The 20,181-nt window shown below is 68.8% G+C and carries 15 protein-coding genes; 10 read left to right on the top strand and 5 right to left on the bottom strand.

Annotated features, from left to right (window positions below; all coding sequences use genetic code 11):
* Positions 1 to 217 precede the first annotated feature (217 nt).
* A complete protein-coding gene (locus AC067Z_RS07565; RefSeq protein ID WP_478788533.1) occupies positions 218 to 1,393 on the bottom strand; it encodes a trypsin-like serine peptidase in 1,176 nt (391 codons plus the stop codon).
* 334 nt (positions 1,394 to 1,727) lie between these two features.
* Here AC067Z_RS07565 and AC067Z_RS07570 point away from each other — a divergent pair, with 334 nt between their 5' ends.
* The 5 genes from AC067Z_RS07570 (at position 1,728) to AC067Z_RS07590 (ending at position 9,870) form a co-directional block, all read left to right on the top strand.
* Complete coding sequence (locus AC067Z_RS07570) at positions 1,728 to 3,104, top strand: diaminobutyrate--2-oxoglutarate transaminase family protein (protein ID WP_478788534.1); 1,377 nt, start codon at positions 1,728 to 1,730, stop codon at positions 3,102 to 3,104.
* Between the two features lie 31 nt (positions 3,105 to 3,135).
* Entirely contained in the window at positions 3,136 to 5,034 is a 1,899-nt protein-coding gene (locus tag AC067Z_RS07575) for an IucA/IucC family protein (RefSeq protein WP_478788535.1), read from the top strand.
* 29 nt (positions 5,035 to 5,063) lie between these two features.
* Entirely contained in the window at positions 5,064 to 5,834 is a 771-nt protein-coding gene (locus AC067Z_RS07580; protein WP_478788536.1) for a GNAT family N-acetyltransferase, read from the top strand.
* A gap of 209 nt (positions 5,835 to 6,043) precedes the next feature.
* Positions 6,044 to 7,846 (top strand): IucA/IucC family protein, encoded by a 1,803-nt coding sequence (locus AC067Z_RS07585; protein WP_478788817.1) that lies wholly within the window; start codon positions 6,044 to 6,046, stop codon positions 7,844 to 7,846.
* Between the two features lie 53 nt (positions 7,847 to 7,899).
* Positions 7,900 to 9,870, top strand: a complete 1,971-nt coding sequence (locus tag AC067Z_RS07590; RefSeq protein WP_478788537.1) for an ATP-dependent DNA helicase — start codon at positions 7,900 to 7,902, stop codon at positions 9,868 to 9,870.
* Positions 9,871 to 10,080: 210 nt separating this feature from the next.
* On the opposite strand, the gene lexA is transcribed toward AC067Z_RS07590, so the two are convergent.
* Positions 10,081 to 10,866 (bottom strand): transcriptional repressor LexA, encoded by a 786-nt coding sequence (lexA, locus tag AC067Z_RS07595; RefSeq protein ID WP_142213283.1) that lies wholly within the window; start codon positions 10,864 to 10,866, stop codon positions 10,081 to 10,083.
* 531 nt (positions 10,867 to 11,397) lie between these two features.
* Between lexA and nrdR the strand changes: the two genes are divergently transcribed.
* Together nrdR and AC067Z_RS07605 are read left to right on the top strand one after the other, a co-directional pair.
* The gene (nrdR, locus tag AC067Z_RS07600) at positions 11,398 to 11,910 is read left to right on the top strand and encodes a transcriptional regulator NrdR (protein WP_478788538.1); all 513 of its coding nucleotides are present in this window, start codon (positions 11,398 to 11,400) and stop codon (positions 11,908 to 11,910) included.
* Positions 11,911 to 12,075: 165 nt separating this feature from the next.
* Positions 12,076 to 14,958: a vitamin B12-dependent ribonucleotide reductase gene (locus AC067Z_RS07605; RefSeq protein WP_478788539.1), complete on the top strand. Its 2,883-nt coding sequence runs from the start codon at positions 12,076 to 12,078 to the stop codon at positions 14,956 to 14,958.
* A 220-nt stretch (positions 14,959 to 15,178) separates the two neighbouring features.
* On the opposite strand, the gene nadE is transcribed toward AC067Z_RS07605, so the two are convergent.
* From nadE to AC067Z_RS07620, 3 genes are all read right to left on the bottom strand, one after another.
* Positions 15,179 to 16,009: an ammonia-dependent NAD(+) synthetase gene (gene nadE / locus AC067Z_RS07610; protein WP_478788540.1), complete on the bottom strand. Its 831-nt coding sequence runs from the start codon at positions 16,007 to 16,009 to the stop codon at positions 15,179 to 15,181.
* 197 nt (positions 16,010 to 16,206) lie between these two features.
* Positions 16,207 to 16,728: a TerD family protein gene (locus AC067Z_RS07615; RefSeq protein WP_478788541.1), complete on the bottom strand. Its 522-nt coding sequence runs from the start codon at positions 16,726 to 16,728 to the stop codon at positions 16,207 to 16,209.
* A gap of 54 nt (positions 16,729 to 16,782) precedes the next feature.
* Positions 16,783 to 17,742 carry a DUF1152 domain-containing protein gene (locus AC067Z_RS07620; protein WP_478788542.1) on the bottom strand — a complete coding sequence of 320 codons (960 nt, stop codon included), beginning with the start codon at positions 17,740 to 17,742 and terminating at the stop codon, positions 16,783 to 16,785.
* Between the two features lie 138 nt (positions 17,743 to 17,880).
* Between AC067Z_RS07620 and AC067Z_RS07625 the strand changes: the two genes are divergently transcribed.
* The 3 genes from AC067Z_RS07625 (at position 17,881) to AC067Z_RS07635 (ending at position 20,141) form a co-directional block, all read left to right on the top strand.
* The gene (locus AC067Z_RS07625; RefSeq protein ID WP_478788543.1) at positions 17,881 to 18,486 is read left to right on the top strand and encodes a YdbC family protein; all 606 of its coding nucleotides are present in this window, start codon (positions 17,881 to 17,883) and stop codon (positions 18,484 to 18,486) included.
* Positions 18,487 to 18,560: 74 nt separating this feature from the next.
* On the top strand, positions 18,561 to 19,220 hold the full coding sequence (locus tag AC067Z_RS07630; protein WP_478788544.1) for a histidine phosphatase family protein: 660 nt from the start codon (positions 18,561 to 18,563) through the stop codon (positions 19,218 to 19,220).
* Between the two features lie 12 nt (positions 19,221 to 19,232).
* A complete protein-coding gene (locus tag AC067Z_RS07635) occupies positions 19,233 to 20,141 on the top strand; it encodes an ADP-ribosylglycohydrolase family protein (protein ID WP_478788545.1) in 909 nt (302 codons plus the stop codon).
* The last annotated feature ends 40 nt before the right edge of the window (positions 20,142 to 20,181 follow it).

Raw genomic sequence — 20,181 nt, forward strand, 5'->3', positions numbered from 1 at the left:
ATGCGAAAGGGCGGCCTTCCGGGGCCGCCTCGGGTGCACCACCACTTTAAGCGGCTCACTGCGGGGCAGGCGCGGGTGGTGCGCAACTACACGGAGTCTCCACGTGAATGACGACTCGGAGAGAGATGGGCCGTACCAGGACGACGGCAAGAGGAGGGGCGTCCGGCCGCTGCGGCCGGACGCCCCTCCTCGGTCAACTTCTGTGGACGCTATGCGCTCAGCGGCCGGAGAACTTCTTGCTCACCGCGCTGTAGACGCCCTCGGCCTCCTTGCCGAGCCGCGGACCCGCCAGCCAGCCGGCCGTCACCGGACCGATGGACGTGTTGGACACCAGGGCGGGCTTGCCGTCCTGGCCCTTGGCCACCCAGCCGCCGCCGGACGAACCGCCGGTCATGGTGCAGCCGATGCGGTACATCGTCGGCTCCTCCGCCTTGAGCGAGAGCCGGCCCGGCTTGTCGGCGCACTGGAACAGCTTCTGGCCGTCGTACGGAGGGGCCGCGGGGTAGCCGGTCGCCGTCATGTTGTCGATGCTCGGCACGGCGGGCGCGTTGAAGTCGACGGGCAGCGCGGCGCCGACGGTCTCCTCGAGCGACTTGCCCGTGCCGCCCTTCTCCGGGGTCACATGGATCACGGCGAAGTCGTAAGGCGCACCCTGACCGCCGGTCGCGGCGCCCTGCGCGATCCACTGCTCGGAGGTCTGTGCCCAGTCGCCCCACCACACGCCGTACGGAGCGATCTCCTCCTTCGGAGTCTTCTCGAGCTCCGAGGTGGGCTTGGCGCTGTCGTTGTACGACGGGACGAAGGCGATGTTGCGGTACCAGCCGCCGCTCTTGCCGGCGTGCACGCAGTGGCCCGCGGTCCACACCATGTTGGACTTGCCCGGGTTGGCAGGGTCCTTCACGACAGTCGCGGAGCAGACCATCGATCCCTGCGGGCCGTCGAAGAAGACCTTTCCGGCCTCGGCGGCGTTCCCGTGGTACGGCGCCTGCACGGGCACCGCGTTGACGGGTGCCGGCGTCGGGTCGGTGACACCCTCGTCACCGGAGATGTCCGGGTCGACGGGCTTGGGCGGCGGCTTCTCCGCATCACGCATACGGTCCGGGTCCCACAGGTCCTCGATGATCGGATTGACGAAGTCCTGCGCCTCGCGCAGCCACTTGTCCCTGTCCCAGTTCTTCCACTCGCCGTTCTTCCACTTGTCCAGGTCGATCCCGCGCTCCTTGAGCCGGTCCTTGAGATCGTCCGGAATCGTGATCTTGTCGTCGGTGGACTGGCTGGCCGGGGCGCTGGGCTTGTCGCCTGCGTTGTCCTCGCTCGGGCCGCAGGCCGTGGCGGCCAGCGCGAGCACGGCGGCAAAGGATGCCGCCGCCAGCGTCGGGCGAATGGGTCGCATCTCGTGATCCCCCTGGGACTTCGGTACTGCTGTTCTGTCTGAACTATGGCAATTGTGCGCAATGTTGGTACTGCCGGCAGCGAACGCGTCCGCCGCCCACCCCGGTCAGGCTCGGCGCCGGAGTGCGGCCCCCACTATGCCGGTGCCGAGGGGGACGGCATACAGCAGGTCCGCGGTTCCGTGCGGTCAAGGATCTTCTCGCCACCCGTGATCCCTGCCGCTCGGCGTCGTTGGTACGAGCGGGGATTGCAAGGGCGGCTCAGCGCCGAGCGGTTGGCCCTGCGGATCCGTACCCATGGGAAAGCACATCGTGACACCTGGAGGAGCAACAGCCGTGGCCGTGACCGAACCTGCCCCGATTGCTCCGCCGGCCGCTCACGAGGGGATCCTCCGGAGGCAGTCGCTGAGGGAGTCGGCGGCGCGGACCTATGCCCGCTCGCTGCCCATCGTGCCCGTGCGAGCCCGCGGGCTGACGATCGAGGGCGCCGACGGCCGCCGCTATCTCGACTGCCTGTCGGGGGCGGGCACACTCGCGCTCGGACACAACCATCCTGTCGTCCTCGAAGCCATCAAACGGGTCCTCGACTCCGGCGCACCGCTGCACATCCTCGACCTGGCCACACCCGTGAAGGACACCTTCACCACCGAGCTGTTCGCCACCCTGCCGCCGCAGTTCGCCAAGGACGCCCGGATTCAGTTCTGCGGCCCTGCCGGGACCGATGCCGTCGAGGCGGCGCTCAAACTCGTCCGGACCTCGACCGGACGAAACGGACTTCTCGCCTTCACGGGTGCCTACCACGGCATGACCGCGGGCGCTCTCGACGCTTCCGGTGGTGCCACCGACGTGCGCGTCACTCGGCTGCCCTTCCCGCACGACTATCGCTGCCCCTTCGGTGTCGGGGGCGAGCGCGGCTCCGAACTCGCCGCACGCTGGACCGAGCACCTCCTCGACGACCCCAAGGGTGGGGTGCCGGCACCTGCCGGAATGATCGTCGAACCGGTCCAGGGAGAAGGCGGAGTGATCCCCGCCCCCGACGACTGGATGCGCCGTATGCGGGAGATCACCGCCGCGCGTTCCATCCCGTTGATCGCGGACGAGGTGCAGACCGGAGTGGGGCGCACCGGCACCTTCTGGGCGGTGGAGCACAGCGGCGTGGTGCCCGACGTCATGGTCATGTCCAAGGCGATCGGCGGCTCCCTTCCCCTTGCGGTGATCGTCTACCGATCCGAACTCGACGCCTGGCAGCCCGGAGCGCATGCCGGGACGTTCCGTGGCAACCAACTGGCCATGGCCGCCGGCGCCGCCACCCTTGCCTACGTACGCGAGAACCGCCTCGCCGACCGTGCGGCAACCCTCGGCGCCCGCATGCTGGCCCGCCTGGAGGGCCTGGCCGCGGCCCATCCCTGCATCGGAGACGTCCGTGGCCGTGGACTCATGATCGGAGTGGAGCTCGTCGACGTCGACTCCACCGACCGGGATGCGCTCGTCCCCCCGCCGGCACCGGCACTCGCCGCTGCCGTCCAGCAGGAATGCCTCGACCGCGGCCTCATCGTCGAACTCGGCGGACGACAGGCCGGTGTTGTCCGGCTTCTTCCCCCTCTCACCCTCACCGATGAACAGGCCGTGGCCGTCCTCGACCGCTTCGCCGACGCCCTGGCCGCTGCGGAGCGCTCCGCTCAACGCCGCACCGACAGCGGGCAGTCGTACTGACCCCGACGACACCGTCACAAGGAAGCTCTCCGTGAATTCCACTCCCGCACCCGAAGTGCCCGAGGCCCACGGCCGCCCCACCGCACCGCACCGCACCCGCGGCGCAGCGGACGGCCCGCTCGCCGTCGAGGCGGCCACGGTGCCGCGTCAGCAGACTGAGGGCTTCGACGACAAACGCCTCGCCCCGGTGGACGGGTCGCACCCGACGGCCCGGCCCGACCACCTCGACGACCCCGACCCGCGGCGCGCCGCCGATGCCGCTGCGGTCGAGAATCTGCTCCGCTGCTGGGTGCGTGAGAACAACCTGTCGGAGCCGGACGGCGACACGCTGCGCATCCCCCTCGACGCCAGCGGGACGGCGCTTCTCGTCCCCGTCCGCTACTGGTCTGCCACCGGCTGGCACCGCTTCGGCCTGCCCGCCCTGGAAGGCAGCCCACACGACGCCAGCGCCGACGCGGTCACCGTGGCCGCACTTCTCAGCCGGGAGGCCGGCGAGGCCGATGGTGCCGATCTTGTCGGCAGGGTCGCCGACTCCGTTCGGCGCACGGCACAGTTCATTGCCGAACGACGCCGGAACCCGAAGCCACCGGAGGCGGCCGACCTCTTCCTCACCGCCGAACAGTCGCTGCTGCTCGGTCATCCTCTCCACCCCACGCCGAAGAGCCGCGAAGGGCTGTCCGAGGCCGAAGCCCGGCTCTACTCGCCCGAGTTGTTCAGCTCCTTCCCGCTGCACTGGATGGCTGTCGACCGCTCCGTCGTCGCCAGTGACTCGGCGTGGACGGAAAAGGGCAGCCCGCTGCCCGCCGAACAACTCACCTCCCGTCTGGCCGGGGAGCTCGCGCTCCCCGCCAACAGCGTCGCGCTGCCGCTGCACCCCTGGCAGGCCCGTGACCTCACCCACCGGCCCGCCGTTGCCGCCCTCCTGGACGCCGGACTGCTGCACGATCTCGGATCCCACGGTGATCACTGGCACCCCACCTCCTCGGTACGCACGGTTCACCGACCCGGCGAGCCGGCCATGCTCAAACTGTCCCTGGGGCTGCGCATCACCAACTCCCGCCGGGAGAACCTCCGCAAGGAACTCCACCGAGGTGTGGAGGTCCACCGTCTCCTCCGTGGCGGCCTCGCCGCGCAATGGCGCGCCGAACACCCCGGGTTCGACATCGTGCGTGACCCGGCCTGGCTTGCCGTGGACACGCCTGACGGTGCACCGGTCGCAGGGCTCGACGTCATTCTCCGCCACAACCCGTTCGGTGCCGGGGACGACGCCGTCTGCATCGCCTCGCTCACCTCGCCACGCCCCTGGCCCGGCCGTACGGGCATGCACTCACGTCTCGCCGACACGGTCCAGCGCCTTGCCACCCGCACCGGCCGCCCCACCACCGCCGTGGCGGCGGAGTGGTTCCTGCGCTATCTCGACAAGGTCGTACGGCCCGTGCTGTGGCTCGACGCCACCGCGGGCATCGCGCTCGAGGCGCACCAGCAGAACACCCTTGTGCTCCTCGACCTCGACGGCTGGCCCGTGGGCGGCCGTTACCGGGACAACCAGGGCTACTACTTCCGAGAGTCCCACCGTGACCGGCTCGAACGCCGTCTGCCCGGCATCGGATCGCTGAGCGACACCTTTGTCTCCGACGACGTCACCGACGAACGCTTTGCCTACTACCTCGGCATCAACAACATCCTGGGATTGATCGGAGCCTTCGGGGCGCACCACCTGGCCGACGAACGCGTCCTCCTTGCCGGTTTGCGGCGGTTCCTGGCGGCCAACTCCGCTGTCGGGTCCGCACTGCCCGCATTGCTGTTGGAAGCACCCAGCCTCCGGTCCAAGGCCAACCTCCTCACCCGGCTACGCGGTCTCGACGAGCTCGTCGGTCCCGTCGACACTCAGTCCGTGTACGTGACCATCACCAACCCCCTTCATCCGTGACGAAGTTACGACCGCATCAGTCGGCGGCAATGCCCGAGCGTCGAGAGGTGACCCCCGTGCCTTCCCCCGATGTGAGCACCGACCCCGGAACGGGTCAGCAGGCAAAGGGATCCCGAACAGGCGCGGAGGACACCCTCGACCTGAGGCTTCCCGACGAGTTCCTGGCGCTGTTCAACGACGAGCAGGCCGGCGCGGCCCCACCGCGGACAGCCGCAGGCGACCCGAACCAGGAGATGCTGGATACGCCTGCCGAGTGGGGGTCGGTGAGGACCGCTGCCGGGGAGTTCCACCTTGTCCCTGTGCGCCCGGAACGCGACCTCGACCTGATCACGCGCTGGATGAACGACCCGGCCGTTTCCGCGTTCTGGGAGCTGGCCGGACCAGCCGCTGTCACAGCGGCCCATGTCGGCTCCCAACTGGACGGCGACGGCCGAAGCGCCCCGCTCCTCGGCGTGCTCGACGGCACACCCATGAGCTACTTCGAGATCTACCGTGCCGATCTCGATCCGCTTGCCCGCCACTACCCGTCGCGGCCGCACGACACCGGTATCCATCTCCTCATCGGCGGCGTCGCCGACCGCGGACGCGGCGTCGGAGCAGTCCTCCTCAGGGCAGTCGCCGATCTCGTGCTGGACCGCCGCCCGCGCTGTGCCCGTGTCGTCGCAGAACCCGACATGCGCAACACCCCCTCCGTATCCGCGTTTCTCAGTGCCGGCTTCCGCTTCTCCGCCGAAGTCGACCTGCCTGACAAGCGAGCCGCGCTCATGGTCCGCGATCGCGGTCTGCGGCACCTGCTGTGAACAGCTCGCTGCCTTTCATACACCGCTCGACCCGCATCGGTTCCACGCAAGGAGTCCCCGTGCCGAAGTCCCCTGCCAGCCACGACTCCACCGGTTCCACCGGCTCCGACGGATCCACCGATTCGGCGGGTACCGACCCGGCCGGCACCGGCGGGGCCCGCGCCCACTCCACCGACACGGGCTCAGCCGGCACCGAGTCCGTAGGCTGCGTGCCGAGTCCCGCCACCACGCTCTTCACGCCCCCCGGCCTCAACCGGCAGAACTGGGACCGGGCAGCCCGCCGCCTCCTCGCCAAAATGCTCGGCGAATTCGCCTACGAGGAGATCATCGAACCCCGGCCCGCCGGCGCCCCCGCACCCTCGTCATCGAGCCGCCTCTACACCCTTCCGATCGACCGAGCCGGGGATCTGACCTTCGTGGCACGGCGCGGTGCCTACGGCAGCTGGCGCGTCGATCCCGGCTCGATCGAGTGGGAAGGGCAGCCGTTCTCGGACCCGCTGGACTTCCTGGCCCGGGCCAAGGACACTCTCGCCCTCGACGGAGCCACCCTCGGCCATCTCCTGCGCGAGCTCGCGCTCACGCTCACCGCGGACACCGCACTGGACCACGCCGCTGCGCCCGTGGCCGAGCTGGCCGACCTCGGCTACGCCGAACTCGAGGGCCACCAGACCGGACACCCCTGGCTGGTGCTCAACAAAGGCCGCATCGGCTTCTCAGCATCCGACACAGCCCGCTGGGCGCCTGAGGCACGCCGCTGCTCCGCACTGCCGTGGATCGCCGTCAGCTCCGACATCGCCGCGTACCGCGGCGTCCCGCATCTTGCCGCGCCCGAAGAGCTCTACGACCGGGAACTGGACGAAGCCACCCGCGAAACCTTCGCGGCAGTGCTGCGGGCACAGGGCCTCGACCCGGCCGGGTACCTCTACCTCCCCGTTCACCCGTGGCAATGGGACGAGGTGCTGCTTCCTCTGTACGCACCGGCTGTCGCCCGCCGACAGATCGTCCCGCTCCCCGACGACGGAGATCTGCGGCTGCCGCAGCAGTCGATCCGGACGTTCGTGAACATGGACCACCCCGAACGGCACATGATCAAACTGCCGCTGTCGATTCTCAACACGCTGGTCTGGCGGGGACTGCCCACGGAACGTACGCTCGCCGCCCCTGCCGTCACCGCCTGGATGCAGGGACTGTGCGATGCGGACCCGTTCCTGCGCGACGAGTGCCGAGTGATCCTTCTCGGCGAAGTCGCGTCGGTCGCCGTGGAGCATCCTCTCTACGACCACCTCGACGAGGTGCCGTACCAGTACAAGGAACTCCTCGGCGCGATCTGGCGGGAGCCCCTCCAGCCCCGCCTCGCCCCCGGCGAGCGCGCCCGCACCCTGGCTTCCCTGCTCCACACCGACCCACGGGGGCGGTCCTTCGCCGCGGAGCTCGTGGACCGGTCCGGGCTGACTCCCTCGGCCTGGCTCCAACGGCTCCTTGCTGCGCTCCTGCCGCCACTGCTGCACTTCCTCTACCGCTACGGCACTGTGTTCTCGCCGCACGGGGAGAACACGATCGTCGTCTACGACGCGAACGACGTCCCGGTACGGCTGGCGATCAAGGACTTCGTGGACGACGTGAACATCAGTGCTCGTCCGCTGCCCGAGCACGAATCGATGCCCGACGACGTGCGGGGTGTCCTGCTGACCGAGGCGCCCGGCTTTCTCACGCAGTTCATCCACTCGGGGCTTTTCGTCGGTGTGTTCCGGTACCTCGCCCCGCTCTTCGAGGAGCAGCTGGACCTTGCGGAGGACCGCTTCTTCGCGCTCGTGCGGGCGGAAATCCTGCGCTACCAGGCGCGCTTCCCGGAGCTCAAGGAGCGTTACGAGCTGTTCGACCTGCTCACGGAGCGTATCGAGCGGCTGTGCCTGAACCGCAACAGGCTCCATCTGGACGGCTACCGCGACCGGCCCCACCGACCGCACGCTGCGGTGCACGGCAGCGTGCCGAACCCCCTGGGAGCGGCCTGATGGTGCATCGGTGTGATCGGGTTGTCAGTGGCGCCCCGTAGGGTGGTCGAGCTATGACGAAGCCATCCCTCCCCGAGCTCCTCCACGCCGCCGTCGCCGCAGTCGGCGGAGTGGAACGGCCAGGCCAGGTCACCATGGCCGAGGCTGTGGCCGAGGCCGTCGACGAGAGTTCCCATCTTCTGGTGCAGGCCGGCACCGGCACAGGCAAGTCCCTGGGCTATCTGGTTCCTGCCCTGGCCCACGGGGAGCGAGTGGTCGTCGCCACGGCCACGCTCGCGCTGCAGCGTCAGCTCGTGGAGCGCGATCTTCCGCGCACCGTCGACGCCCTGCATCCGCTGCTGCGACGGCGGCCGGATTTCGCCATGCTCAAGGGCCGGTCGAACTACCTCTGTCTGCACCGGCTGCACGAAGGCGCCCCCCAGGACGAGGAGGAGGGCCTCTTCGACCAGTTCGAAGCGGCCGCGCCCACCAGCAAACTGGGCCAGGACCTGCTGCGCATGCGGGACTGGGCGGACGAGACCGAGACCGGCGACCGGGACGATCTCACCCCGGGCGTCTCCGACCGGGCCTGGGGCCAGGTGTCCGTCTCCTCCCGCGAATGCCTCGGAGCGTCCAAGTGCGCCTATGGCGCGGAGTGTTTCGCCGAGATGGCCAGGGAGCGGGCGAAGCTCGCCGACGTCGTGGTCACCAATCACGCGCTGCTCGCGATCGACGCCATCGAGGGAGCACCGGTCCTGCCGCAGCACGAAGTCCTGATCGTCGACGAGGCCCATGAGCTGGTCTCCCGGGTCACCGGCGTCGCCACCGGCGAGCTCACCCCCGGTCAGGTCGGACGTGCGGTGCGCCGGGCGGCGAAGCTGGTCAACGAGAAGGCCGCCGATGCACTTCAGACTGCTTCCGAGACCTTCGAACGCGTCATGGAGCTGGCTCTCCCCGGCCGTCTCGAGGAGATTCCGGAGGATCTCGGCTATGCGCTGATGGCCCTGCGCGACGCGTCCCGCACGGTGATCACGGCGCTCGGCTCCACCCGGGACAAGTCGGTCCAGGACGAGGACGCCGTACGTAAGCAGGCTCTGGCGTCCGTCGAGAACGTGCACTCGGTCGCCGAGCGCATCACTCATGGCTCCGAGTACGACGTCGTCTGGTACGAGCGGCACGACCGTTTCGGAGCCTCGCTGCGCGTCGCACCGCTGTCCGTGTCCGGACTTCTGCGGGAGAAGCTCTTCGCCGAGCGGTCGGTGGTGCTGACATCCGCCACGCTCAAGCTCGGCGGCGACTTCAACGGCGTGGGTGCGTCGCTGGGTCTTGCCCCGGAGGGCACAGGGGGCGAGGAGGTCCCGCAGTGGAAGGGACTCGACGTCGGGTCGCCCTTCGACTATCCGAAGCAGGGCATCCTCTACGTCGCGCGCCATCTGGCGACGCCGGGCCGTGAGGGCTCGCGCGGCGACATGATGGACGAACTGGCAGAGCTGGTGGAGGCCGCGGGCGGCCGCACGCTCGGGCTGTTCTCCTCCATGCGTGCTGCGCAAGCGGCCGCCGAGGAGCTCCGTGGCCGGCTCGACAAGCCGATCCTGTTGCAGGGCGAGGAGACCCTCGGTGAATTGATCAAGACCTTTGCCGCAGACCCGGAAACGTGTCTTTTCGGCACGCTTTCCCTCTGGCAGGGTGTCGACGTTCCGGGGCCGGGCTGTCAGTTGGTGGTGATGGACCGGATTCCGTTCCCGCGTCCCGACGATCCTCTGATGAGTGCCCGCCAGAAGGCGGTCGAGGAAGCCGGGGGCAATGGCTTCATGGCTGTCGCGGCGACGCATGCCGCCCTGCTGATGGCTCAGGGGGCCGGCCGTCTGGTGCGCGCCACGGGCGACCGCGGGGTCGTTGCCGTGCTGGACCCACGCCTGGCCAATGCCCGTTACGGCAGCTATCTGCGCGCTTCCCTTCCCGACTTCTGGTACACGACCGACCGCAATCAGGTGCGTCGTTCGCTGGCGGCCATCGATGCGACGGCGAAGGCGGACGGCAAGTAGAGCTTCGGCCCGGCAGAGGAGCAGGACGTGCCGGGCCGTCCTCCCTGACGTGAGAAACGCCGGCACCTGCCCTTGTGGAAAGGGCAGGTGCCAGTCACCGGACGCGGTTTCCCGGATGGCGCGGGAGAGTAATCGGCGTGCCTGGCGAACAGGCAGGACCCCGGGACCGGCGCAGTGGGTCCCGGGGTCCGGTCAGAGCCGACGGGTCCGTCAGACCCGCCGCAGCACCGCCACCACCTTGCCGAGGATGGTGGCCTCGTCGCCGGGGATGGGCTGATAGGCGGCGTTGTGGGGGAGCAGCCAGACATGGCCGTTCTCCCGCTTGAAGCGCTTGACGGTGGCTTCGCCGTCAAGCATCGCCGCGACGATGTCCCCGTTCTCCGCGACCGGCTGGCGGCGCACGGTGACCCAGTCGCCGTCGCAGATGGCGGCCTCGATCATCGAATCGCCGACGACCTTCAGCACGAAGAGCTCGCCGTCGCCGACCAGCTGGCGGGGGAGAGGAAAGACGTCCTCGACGGATTCCTCGGCAAGAATCGGGCCGCCTGCGGCGATGCGGCCGACCAGCGGCACATACGAGGCGGCCGGCTTGCCCGTGGTGTCCGTCGGCTGGGTGCTGGGCTGGTCGGAGCCGCGGACTTCGTAGGCGCGAGGGCGATGCGGGTCCCGGCGCAGGAAACCCTTTCGCTCGAGCGCCATCAGCTGATGTGCGACGGACGAGGTGCTGGACAGACCGACGGCCTGGCCGATCTCACGCATCGACGGGGGGTATCCCCGGCGCTGCACGGAGTCACGGATCACCTCGATGACACGCCGCTGCCGGTCCGTGAGACCGGAGCTGTCTGCCCGGATACCTGGAGGTCGGCCGGGCAGCGAGCGGGTGGGCTTGGGCCCCTCCGGGGTCGTGGCTGCGTCATTCATGGCATGCACCGGCTCGAATCGGTTCTGGGAGCGGTCCTGGGCAGTGATGGTGGCACTGTCTGCGGTGGTGGTCACGTCGGCCCCTCTCGAATGGTCTCCCTAGCTGGACAACGGTAGTTGGTTTCGAAAGGTTGCGCCAAACACACGTTCGAGTGAAAAAACGCGGATTGCCTGACGTGGCCTTTCAGCTGGGTGTATGCGCGACCGAGTGTTGCGGGGTCTCCGAGGCTCACTACGGTAGCCTTCGCCGCCGGGAGTGGAGAAGACGGGTTGCGCCAGTCTGGCACCCCGCGCCCGGGGAACGGCGGAGCCGCGCCCGTGGCGTCGGCCTGTCGCGGGGGTTCGTATGCGCACCGTGTCCGCCCGCTGTGCGGCCCGTATGCAAGGCGACGCGGCGATTCCCTTCGCGTCTCTTCGCGACACGCGCTCTGCGCCGGATTCGCGACCAAACCCCAGATCTAGTGGTTGGATTGTGTCTGCCACCCAGAGGTTGTGGTCCCCGGTCCTCGACGGTCTGGGGCATCGCCTATGCTTGGGGCTGCTTCGGGGGGCTCAACGAGCCTGTTGAGGCTATTCAGTCGTGCTGTGAAGGAGGGGTTGGGAACCATGCACTGTCCCTTCTGCAGGCACCCTGACAGCCGCGTCGTCGACAGTCGCACCACCGACGACGGAACGTCGATCCGACGCCGCCGGCAGTGCCCCGACTGCTCCCGCCGCTTCACGACGGTGGAGACCGCGTCGCTGATGGTGATCAAGCGCAGCGGCGTGACAGAGCCCTTCAGCCGTACCAAGGTCATCTCCGGCGTGCGCAAGGCATGCCAGGGGAGGCCCGTCACCGAGGACGCCCTCGCTCAGCTCGGCCAGCGGGTCGAGGAGGCGGTGCGCGCCACCGGCAGCGCCGAGCTGACCACCCATGACGTGGGTCTGGCCATACTCGGCCCCCTGCAGGAACTCGACCTCGTCGCGTACCTGCGGTTCGCGTCCGTCTACCGGGCGTTCGACTCACTCGAGGACTTCGAGGCCGCCATCGCGGAACTTCGCGACGAACGGCCACCCGCAAAGGAGCGCGGGAGCGATGGGGCCGCCGAGGTCCCCGTGCCCGCCACCGCCGCCGACTGAGCGACACAGCCGATCGGGTGGAGCCTGCGTGACAGGTTCCCCGGTCGGATCGAGGCGGCACATGAACTGCCACGGGCGCGTGTGCGTCCGGGGCGACAGACACAAGCTGTGCCACGGGAAGATCTGGGCACTTCAGGGCGTTTTTGCCCGTATATGGGAGGCGGCATGACCGAGACGACGAGCGGCCCGGCACGAGGGTCCCGTACGAAGGGATCCAAGGCGAGCAAGGGCCTGCGTATCGAGCGCGTCCACACCACCCCCGGCGTGCATCCGTACGACGAGGTGGTCTGGGAACGTCGTGACGTCGTCATGACCAACTGGCGTGACGGCTCGGTCAACTTCGAGCAGCGTGGCGTCGAGTTCCCCGACTTCTGGTCGGTGAACGCGGTCAACATCGTCACAAGCAAGTACTTCCGCGGAGCGGTGGGCACCCCGCAGCGCGAGACCGGTCTCAAGCAGCTCATCGACCGGATCGTGAAGACGTACCGCAAGGCCGGCGAGGACCACGGCTACTTCGCCTCGCCCGCCGACGCCGAGATCTTCGAGCACGAGCTCGCCTACGCCCTCCTGCACCAGATCTTCAGCTTCAACTCGCCGGTGTGGTTCAACGTCGGCACGCCGCAGCCGCAGCAGGTGTCCGCCTGCTTCATCCTTGCCGTCGACGACTCCATGGAGTCGATCCTCGACTGGTACAAGGAAGAGGGAATGATCTTCAAGGGCGGCTCCGGCGCCGGCCTGAACCTCTCCCGCATCCGCTCCTCCAAGGAGCTGCTGTCCTCCGGCGGCAACGCATCCGGCCCGGTCTCCTTCATGCGCGGCGCCGACGCCAGTGCAGGAACGATCAAGTCGGGCGGTGCCACCCGCCGGGCGGCCAAGATGGTCATCCTGGACGTCGACCACCCCGACATCGAGGGCTTCATCGAGACCAAGGTGAAGGAAGAGGAGAAGATCCGCGCGCTGCGTGACGCGGGCTTCGACATGGACCTGGGCGGCGACGACATCACGTCCGTCCAGTACCAGAACGCCAACAACTCGGTGCGTGTGAACGACGAGTTCATGAAGGCCGTCGAGTCCGGTGGCAAGTTCGGTCTCCGGGCCCGTATGACCGGCGAGGTCATCGAAGAGGTCGACGCCAAGTCGCTCTTCCGCAAGATGGCCGAGGCCGCCTGGGCCTGCGCCGACCCGGGCATCCAGTACGACGACACGATCAATCAGTGGCACACCTGCCCGGAGTCCGGTCGTATCAACGGCTCGAACCCGTGCAGCGAGTACATGCACCTGGACAACACCTCGTGCAACCTGGCGTCGCTGAACCTGATGAAGTTCCTCAAGGACGACGGCGAGGGCAACCAGTCCTTCGACGTCGAGCGTTTCGCCAAGATCGTCGAGCTGGTCATCACCGCGATGGACATCTCCATCTGCTTCGCCGACTTCCCCACGCAGAAGATCGGCGAGAACACCCGCGCCTTCCGCCAGCTGGGCATCGGTTACGCCAACCTCGGCGCCCTGCTCATGGCGACCGGCCACGCGTACGACTCCGACGGAGGCCGCGCGCTCGCCGGGGCCATCACCTCGCTGATGACCGGCACCTCGTACAAGCGCTCGGCCGAGCTCGCCGCGGTCGTCGGCCCGTACGACGGCTACGCCCGCAACGCCGCGCCGCACAAGCGCGTCATGAAGCAGCACTCCGACGCCAACGCCGTGGCCGGCCGCATGGACGACCTGGACAGCCCGATCTGGGCCGCCGCCACCGAAGCCTGGCAGGACGTGATCCGCCTCGGCGAGAAGAACGGCTTCCGCAACGCCCAGGCGTCGGTCATCGCCCCGACCGGCACCATCGGTCTCGCGATGTCCTGCGACACCACCGGTCTCGAGCCTGACCTTGCCCTGGTCAAGTTCAAGAAGCTGGTCGGCGGCGGCTCGATGCAGATCGTGAACGGCACGGTTCCGCAGGCGCTGCGCCGCCTCGGCTACCAGCCGGAGCAGATCGAGGCGATCGTGGCCCACATCGCCGACCACGGCAACGTGATCGACGCCCCGGGCCTGAAGACCGAGCACTACGAGGTCTTCGACTGCGCCATGGGTGAGCGTTCCATCTCCGCGATGGGCCACGTCCGCATGATGGCGGCCATCCAGCCGTGGATCTCCGGCGCGCTCTCCAAGACGGTCAACCTGCCGGAGACGGCGACCGTCGAGGACGTCGAGGAGGTCTACTTCAAGGCCTGGAAGATGGGCGTGAAGGCGCTCGCCATCTACCGCGACAACTGCAAGGTCGGCCAGCCCCTCTCCGCCAAGACCAAGGAGAAGGAGAAGGCCGAGGTCACGCAGAAGACCGAGGAGACGATCCGCGCCGCTGTGGAGAAGGTCGTCGAGTACCGACCGGTCCGCAAGCGTCTCCCCAAGGGCCGTCCGGGCATCACCACCTCCTTCACGGTCGGTGGCGCCGAGGGCTACATGACCGCCAACTCCTACCCGGACGACGGTCTCGGCGAGGTCTTCCTGAAGATGTCGAAGCAGGGTTCGACCCTCGCGGGCATGATGGACGCCTTCTCGATCGCTGTTTCGGTGGGTCTGCAGTACGGCGTCCCGCTGGAGACCTACGTCTCCAAGTTCACGAACATGCGCTTCGAGCCGGCCGGCATGACGGACGACCCGGATGTACGGATGGCGCAGTCGATCGTCGACTACATCTTCCGCCGCCTGGCGCTGGACTTCCTGCCCTTCGAGACGCGTTCGGCTCTCGGGATCCACTCGGCGGAGGAGCGTCAGCGTCACCTGGAGACCGGTTCCTACGAGCCGACCGACGACGAGCTCGACGTCGAAGGGCTGGCCCAGTCCGCGCCGCGTCAGCAGGAGCTGAAGGCGGTAGTGGTCCCGAAGGCGGAGGTCCCGGCTCCGAAGCAGGCGCACACGTCGGCCGAACTCGTCGAGATGCAGCTCGGCATCAGCGCCGACGCTCCGCTCTGCTTCTCCTGCGGAACCAAGATGCAGCGCGCCGGTTCCTGCTACATCTGCGAGGGCTGCGGCTCGACCAGCGGCTGCAGCTGAAACCAGGCGTACTGCATCGAGTGCAACACTCGGCAGAACGCCGGCCTGACAGGTAGTCCCTGCTGAGAGGGGCGTCAGCTTCGTGCTGACGCCCCTCTCGCGTATGGGGTGCCCCGGGTACACCCCCGCCGATCGAGCGCCCGCAAACGATGTTGCCTCCGGCGCAACCGCCCTGCAGGTCCCCTGTGACGGTGAGGCAGGGCATCCGCCGGACAGGTCCTCAGGGGGCGATGGGCAGTTGGCGCTTGTGGTCGGTGAGACGGTAGCGGTTGACGATCGTTTCGGCGGCCCGCTCGTCCACCGGCTTGCCCTCCAGGAAGTCGTCGATGTCGTCGTAGGTGACCCCGAGCGCGTCCTCGTCGGCCTTGCCCGGGTCGAGGGTCTCCAGGTCGGCGGTCGGGGTCTTCCACACCAGCTCGGCGGGCGCGCCCAGCGCGTCCGCGACGGCGCGCACCCGGCGCTTGGTCAGGCCGGTCAGTGGGACCAGGTCGGCCGCACCGTCGCCGAACTTGGTGAAGAAGCCGGAGACCGCCTCGGCGGCGTGGTCGGTGCCCACCACCAGGCCGTTGTGCGCGCCGGCCACCGCGTACTGGGCGATCATGCGCTGCCGGGCCTTGATGTTGCCGTGCACGAAGTCCTGGTGGTGAGCGTCGCGGAAGCTCACGCCGCCGGCCAGCGAGGCATCGAGCGCGGCGTCGCTCGCGGGCTTGATGTCCACGGTCAGCACGTGGTCGGCCCGGATGAAGGAGAGCGCGAGCTGGGCGTCGTGCTCGTCGGCCTGGACCCCGTAGGGCAGGCGCATCGCATGGAACCGCGCCTCGTGACCGGCGGCCCGGGCCCGCTCGACGGCGAGCTGGCACAGCCGGCCGGTGGTGGTGGAGTCGACGCCGCCGCTGATGCCGAGCACGAGGGAGCGCAGGCCGGTGGAGTTCAGTCGCTCGGCGAGGAAGGACACCCGGCGTTCGATCTCCCGCTCGGCATCGAAGGTCTCGGCGACCTGGAGTTCCCGGGCGATCTCCTGCTGCAGGGCGATGGACGCCGACTCGCTCACGTCTGCTCCTTGTCCGCGTTCACGATGTGCTGTCGCGCCAACCCTACCCAGGGGATATCGGGCGGATCAGGGCCGGACGGTCCGGGGCGGCCGGCGCCCCGGACCGTCCGGCGGGGAGTCCACGAAGACCCCCCGCCGTCCGCATGCCAACGGTGGCCCGTCGCCGGTGCGGGCCCGCCGCCGAACGGAGGGCGGCGTCAACCGCCCATCACGTCGATGAACGCCTGCGGGTCGGTGTCGAATCCGCGGAGCGACTCACGGAACTCCCAGGTCCCCGCCGCGCCACGGGCGAACTCGCAGACAACTGCGGCCGTGGCTTCCCGGACGGCGGCGAAGTCGCTCTGCCCGAGCTCGTCGTGGCCCTCCAGGATTCGTACGAGCGTGTTGGCAATGTCGCCGAACACCCTTCGCCCGTTCCGTTGCTGAACGACGACGCCGACCACGACTCGCTCGTAGTCCGCCGCGAGCCGGTCGAGCTCCAGGGTCATGACTTCGTCCCAGCCGAAACCCTGGCCGGTCTTGCTGTCCCTCGTCAGGTTGATCGTCCCGTCCGGCGACCTGCTGTCGAAGTGCACGACGTACGCCGGTTCGGCCTCCGGTGTGATCGTCCGGTAGGTGGCGGCGACCAGATCGAGGTCATGCGCCGCCTCACCCAGCGGGCTCGGGTCCCACTTGAGTGCCACCTCGGCCTTCCGGACGCCTTTGTTGAGGCTGCTCACCCGGTCTCCCTCCCCGTAACGGCCTTGCTTCCTTGGAGGGTTGACCGTATCCGCTCAGTGCGGGATGCGGCGAGGCGGCCGCTGGCGCACGACCTGTTCGCGGAACCCTTCGATGGCGTTGCTGACCTGGCGGATGAGGTGTGTGTCCTCGATCCGGTCCAGGTAGAGACAGCGCCGTGCGATCCCGTCCAACTCGAAGGCGAAGCAGAGGGACATCAGGGGATTGATGAAGAGTTCACTGCCGCGTGTGCGTGAGGTGAACTGGACGTCGCCGAAGGAGCCCCGGACGGCTGCGGCTATGGAACCGTTCACGATGCTGGGGTGGTCGGGTGTCTGCTCCTGCGCGTGGGCCACGGCGTCGAGGAACAAGGCGCCCTCCCGCGTCGTGCGGGGAATCGAGAATGCGCCGATATATGCGCCGTCGGTCTCCAGCGCGGCGATGTTCTCCAGCACCAGTCCATGACTGACACCGTGATACGCGTCGACTCCGAAGCCCACGGAGACGACGAGTCGCTCCGGCAGGTCGATCCCCGCGAGAGCGGCGACGCTCGTCATGTCCTCCTCGGGCGTGCCGAGCCCGGATTCGTCGCCACGCATCAGGATGTCGGTACCGCCGTCGACAAGAACGACGGCGTCGATCTCGTACCGTTCGATCAGGGCCCTGTACGCCGCCCGCAGCGGTTGCACGCCGACGCGTGCGAGGGCATGGACCGTGCTGGGGTAGCCGTGCAGCGCCAGCCATCGGGCCAGGGTGCGTTCGGGGAAGTACAGCTGGTGGGGCGAGGACTCGGGCGTGATGACGGCAACGTCCGGAGCGAGCCACGCATCCAGGGGAAGTCCTTCGACCGCGCTGAAGGAGAGGTTGGCCAGCTGGACGTTCTTGCCCTGGTGCATGAGGGACAGGGCCACGGGGAGCCCGGCGTACACGTCGAACCCACCGCCCGCCCCCGCGACGAGAACGCGCTCGGCGGTGTCGAGCCTGGCGAACAGCGGATTGGTGTGCAGCGAGGGCATGTTGATCATTGTGCCGGGTGAGCGGCGGCGCGCGGAACGGAATTCGCGGTCCGGTGCACGCCCCGCGCACCGTCGCACGGGCGGATGCACTGCAGCGGACAGTGACCGGGGCCACGTTCCGGGCCGTACGATGGCGCGGTGCTGGTCAAGTGGATTCGCTGCACTGTGGTGGACCGTCGAGCGTTCGAGCGGGGGCAGCGGAAATGGGCGGGGCTGCTGGGTGAGCCGGGCTTCCGGGGGCAGGGGGGCGGCTGGAGCCGGATACGGCCGAACGTCGCTCATGTCTTCGCCTTCTGGGAGAGCCGGCCGTTCTACGACTCCTTCATGGCACGCTCCCACGATCGGCTCGCGGCCGCGCAGTCGGGCACGTACAAGGACCTGCAGGCCAAGCTGTTCGACTACCGCTTCGACGTGAAGACGGGGTTCGAGCCGCGGTTCACGGACGCGGATGTGCTGCGGGTTGCGCACTGCCGCGTGCGCGAGGAGCGGGTGGAACACTTCTCACTGATGCAGGAGAAGGTGTGGAACCCGGCGATGGCCGGGTCACCCGGGATGGTCCGGGGCCTGTTCGGCGAGGCGCCGGGGCACGAGTTTCTCGTGATGTCGATGTGGTTGTCCGCTGCCGAGCACGGCAAGTACCGCACGGAGCGGATCGAGCGGCTGCTGCTGCGGGCACAGACTCAGGCAGACATCGCCGCCCTGGCCGGCGACGTCGTCGAGCTGGAGCCTTCCTGGACCGTCTGATCCACGAGCCGGTCATCCGGCGCTCGGCCGGGCCCGCCTGCTCGACCGATGGCGGTCCCGCCTAGGGTCGTCCCATGGCACGACCGCGGCGCATCGTTCTTGTCCGGCACGGAGAGTCGGTCGGCAACGCCGACGACACCGTCTACGAGCGCGAGCCGGACCACGCGCTCCAGCTGACTTCCCGGGGTCTCGCGCAGGCCGAGGAGACCGGTGAACGGCTCCGCAGCCTCTTCGGGCAGGAGCGCGTCAGCGTCTACGTGTCGCCGTACCGCCGGACTCATCAGACGTTCCGGGCGTTCGGGCTCGACCCTGAGCTGGTACGGGTCCGTGAGGAGCCCCGGCTCAGGGAGCAGGACTGGGGGAACTGGCAGGACGGGGAGGATGTGCGGCTGCAGAAGGCGTACCGCGATGCGTACGGCCACTTCTTCTACCGATTTGCCCAGGGAGAGTCGGGGGCCGATGTGTACGACAGGGTCGGGGCCTTCCTGGAGAGTCTGCATCGCAGCTTCGAGTCGCCGGACCATCCGCCCAACGTTCTGCTGGTCACGCACGGGCTGACCATGCGGCTCTTCTGCATGCGCTGGTTCCACTGGTCGGTCGCGGAATTCGAGTCTCTGTCCAATCCGGACAACGGGGAGACCCGCACGCTCGAACTCGGCAGGGACGGGCGATACGCGCTGGACCGCCCGTTCGAGCACTGGCGGACCCCTGAGCCCTACGGCGTCACCGGATAGAGTGGCAGGAAGATGACCGCTGATTCCTCTCGCGACCGGCGCTTCGCACGCGCCCTGGACAGCCTGCGCGGACTGTCCGTGGGAGACGCCCTGGGCTCCCAGTTCTTCGTACCTTCGAACTATCCCCTGCTGAAACGGCGCGAGCTTCCGCCGTCGCCGTGGCAGTGGACCGACGACACAGAGATGGCCTGCTCGGTGCTGGCTGTCCTCGTGGGGCACGATCGCGTGGACCAGGACGCCCTCGCGCGGTCCTTCGCGGAGCACCACGACTTCGACCGCGGCTACGGCCCGGCCGTCAACCGGCTGCTGAGGCTTGTCAGGGAAGGGGGCGACTGGCGTGAGCTGGCTGCTGCCCTTTTCAAGGGCCAGGGCTCATGGGGCAACGGCTCGGCGATGCGGATCGCGCCGCTCGGAGCGTGGTACGCGGATGATCCGGAGCAAGCCACCCACCAGGCCGAGATCTCCTCGTACACCACCCATCAGCATCGCGAGGCCGTCGTCGGCGCCATGGCTGTGGCGGCGGCGGCTTCACTCGCCGCGAACCCGGCCGGGGCTCCCGGTCCGGCCGAACTGCTGGACGGCGTGATCGCTCTGGTGCCCCGAAGCGCCGTGGGAGCCGGTCTGCGTCGCGCGCGGGACATGCTCGACTACGACGACGCGAGCACCGTGGCAGCGGTGCTCGGCAGCGGCCGGCGAACCAGCGCGCACGACACGGTGCCCTTCGCCCTGTGGTCGGCCGCCCGGTCCCTGCACGACTTCGAGCGCGTGTTCTGGACGACTGCGCAGGTCGGTGGGGATGTCGACACCACCTGCGCGATCGCCTGCGGAGTCGTGGCGGCGGGCAAGGCCGGCCAGCCCCCTGCCGTCTGGCTGGAGCGGACCGAGGCGCTCCCGGACTGGATGCCCGCGGCACCGGCCTGATCAGCCGCCCCGTCGTGTGGCGGTCGGTGAGGGCCTCGGT

The organism is Streptomyces sp. NPDC043812 (assembly GCF_056436245.1).

Coding starts and splice junctions, on each gene's coding strand:
- AC067Z_RS07565 (WP_478788533.1), bottom strand. CDS start 1,393: ATGCGACCCATTCGCCCGACGCTGGCGGCGGCATCCTTTGCCGCCGTG.
- AC067Z_RS07580 (WP_478788536.1), top strand. CDS start 5,064: ATGCCCGAGCGTCGAGAGGTGACCCCCGTGCCTTCCCCCGATGTGAGC.
- AC067Z_RS07590 (WP_478788537.1), top strand. CDS start 7,900: ATGACGAAGCCATCCCTCCCCGAGCTCCTCCACGCCGCCGTCGCCGCA.
- nrdR (WP_478788538.1), top strand. CDS start 11,398: ATGCACTGTCCCTTCTGCAGGCACCCTGACAGCCGCGTCGTCGACAGT.
- AC067Z_RS07605 (WP_478788539.1), top strand. CDS start 12,076: ATGACCGAGACGACGAGCGGCCCGGCACGAGGGTCCCGTACGAAGGGA.
- AC067Z_RS07620 (WP_478788542.1), bottom strand. CDS start 17,742: ATGCCCTCGCTGCACACCAATCCGCTGTTCGCCAGGCTCGACACCGCC.
- AC067Z_RS07630 (WP_478788544.1), top strand. CDS start 18,561: ATGGCACGACCGCGGCGCATCGTTCTTGTCCGGCACGGAGAGTCGGTC.
- AC067Z_RS07635 (WP_478788545.1), top strand. CDS start 19,233: ATGACCGCTGATTCCTCTCGCGACCGGCGCTTCGCACGCGCCCTGGAC.